The sequence below is a fragment of the Nocardia sp. NPDC058497 genome (assembly GCF_042720195.1).
In the GTDB taxonomy this organism is placed as follows: domain Bacteria; phylum Actinomycetota; class Actinomycetes; order Mycobacteriales; family Mycobacteriaceae; genus Nocardia.
In genome coordinates this window covers 1-1,399 of sequence record NZ_JBHXMY010000965.1, presented here as the reverse complement: position 1 = coordinate 1,399, position 1,399 = coordinate 1, and the positions used below count along the sequence as shown (strand labels likewise).

The 1,399-nt window shown below is 70.2% G+C and carries 2 protein-coding genes; both read right to left on the bottom strand.

Annotated features, from left to right (window positions below; all coding sequences use genetic code 11):
• Positions 1–116: 116 nt before the first annotated feature.
• On the bottom strand, positions 117–455 hold the full coding sequence (locus ACFWPJ_RS32905; RefSeq protein WP_378857437.1) for a hypothetical protein: 339 nt from the start codon (positions 453–455) through the stop codon (positions 117–119).
• Positions 452–1,216 (bottom strand): hypothetical protein, encoded by a 765-nt coding sequence (locus ACFWPJ_RS32900; RefSeq protein ID WP_378857435.1) that lies wholly within the window; start codon positions 1,214–1,216, stop codon positions 452–454. Before ACFWPJ_RS32900 ends, ACFWPJ_RS32905 begins: the two co-directional genes overlap by 4 nt.
• Positions 1,217–1,399: the final 183 nt, after the last annotated feature.

Sequence of the window (1,399 nt, the reverse complement as noted above, 5' to 3'; positions counted from 1 at the left end):
CAGCCACACGAACGCACCGGCACCGATCACGATCGTCATCGCCAGCGCGGTCAGTTCGGCAGCGTCCATCCGACCGGTAGACGGTCGCGAGGTGGCCTGTACAGCAGTAGACGCGGTCATCGTTGGTGTCCTCCTTGGTTCATCGACGCGGCCCACGGGCTCCACGCCGGGGCATGCACGAGGCGTTCCTGCTCGACGTGCAGGGCGTGCCCGGACAGCTGGTCCAGGGCGTTGTCCAGGTCGCTGGCCAACTCCTGGTTACGGACTTCCAGATCGGCGATGCGGTTCTCGGCCGCGTGCAGGCGGGCCGTCAGCTCGCCCAGCGTCAGCTCCTGGGCGGGCTCGGTGACCGTCTCGTGCGCGCGGATCGGGATCACCGGCGCGACCGCACCAGGCACCTGGTCGTGCTCGCCGGCGACTGCGGGCATCGTCTGCTCGACCGCGGCCGCGCTCACCGCTCGGCTCCTGCCCGCTCGGCCTGGCGGTCCATCGCCGCGGCCACGGCATTGCCGTTGCCGGTGTAGCCAGCCAGCGCGCTGGTGCGGGCTGCGACGCTGGCGCCGAAGGACGGCACCGGGTGCTCCGGGTTGTTGCGGGCACGATCGCTGCCGTGTTGCGCCTCGTAGGAGGTGTAGAAGAGCATCGGGTCGCGCTGACCGGCGTCGGGGTTGAGGGCAGCGTCCTCCGGGGGCAGTGGCGCGACCTCGAGGCCGCCTAGGGCGGACTCCTCGCCGGAACGCTCGGCCGCGGCCTGCACGCGGCGCACATCGGCGAGCGTGCGCTGCTGGGCGCGGATCTCCTCGGCCCGCTCATACGGCATCCGGGTCACGTAGTCGGAGGTGATCAGGCCCGCCTCGTCGCGGCTGATGCCGTTGACCGTCAGGTCACGGGCCTGGTCCCAACTGCGAGCCTGTACTGGGCTGAGGGTGTCACCCAGCTGGGCGCGCTTCGCGTCGGCGGCCTCGACGCCGTCTCGATAGTCCAGGTAGGCGTTCGACAAGGTCAGCCACTCGTCCAGCCAGCGATCTTCGCCGTGGTCGAGCCAGGTCGCCGACCACTCGCCGCGGTCGAGGTTGTCGGCCGGGTCGTAGTCGTCGACGTCACGGCCGTCCCCGACCGCGGCCCAATGGGTGAAATCGGCGCGCATCAGCTGCTCGGTGTCGGACTCGGTGGTGAACTCGTCGGCCAGATCGCCGCGGTCGCTAGTCTCAGTCATTGGTTCGTGCCTTTCGTAACTGCTTGTGGAATAGGTCGGTTCGAAGCCGGGCCAGGCGCCGTGGTCGGCCATCTCGCGTGCTTGCATGTGGGAGGCCCACCGGGTGTCGTGCGGTTGCCGCGGGGCCCCCACACCCCCCGCACATATCACACGATGCCGCGCACTCCGCAGAGTCGCGCGCCG

Excerpts from the sequence above, each read along its gene's own strand:
- ACFWPJ_RS32900 (WP_378857435.1), bottom strand. The coding sequence starts at position 1,216 with ATGACTGAGACTAGCGACCGCGGCGATCTGGCCGACGAGTTCACCACC.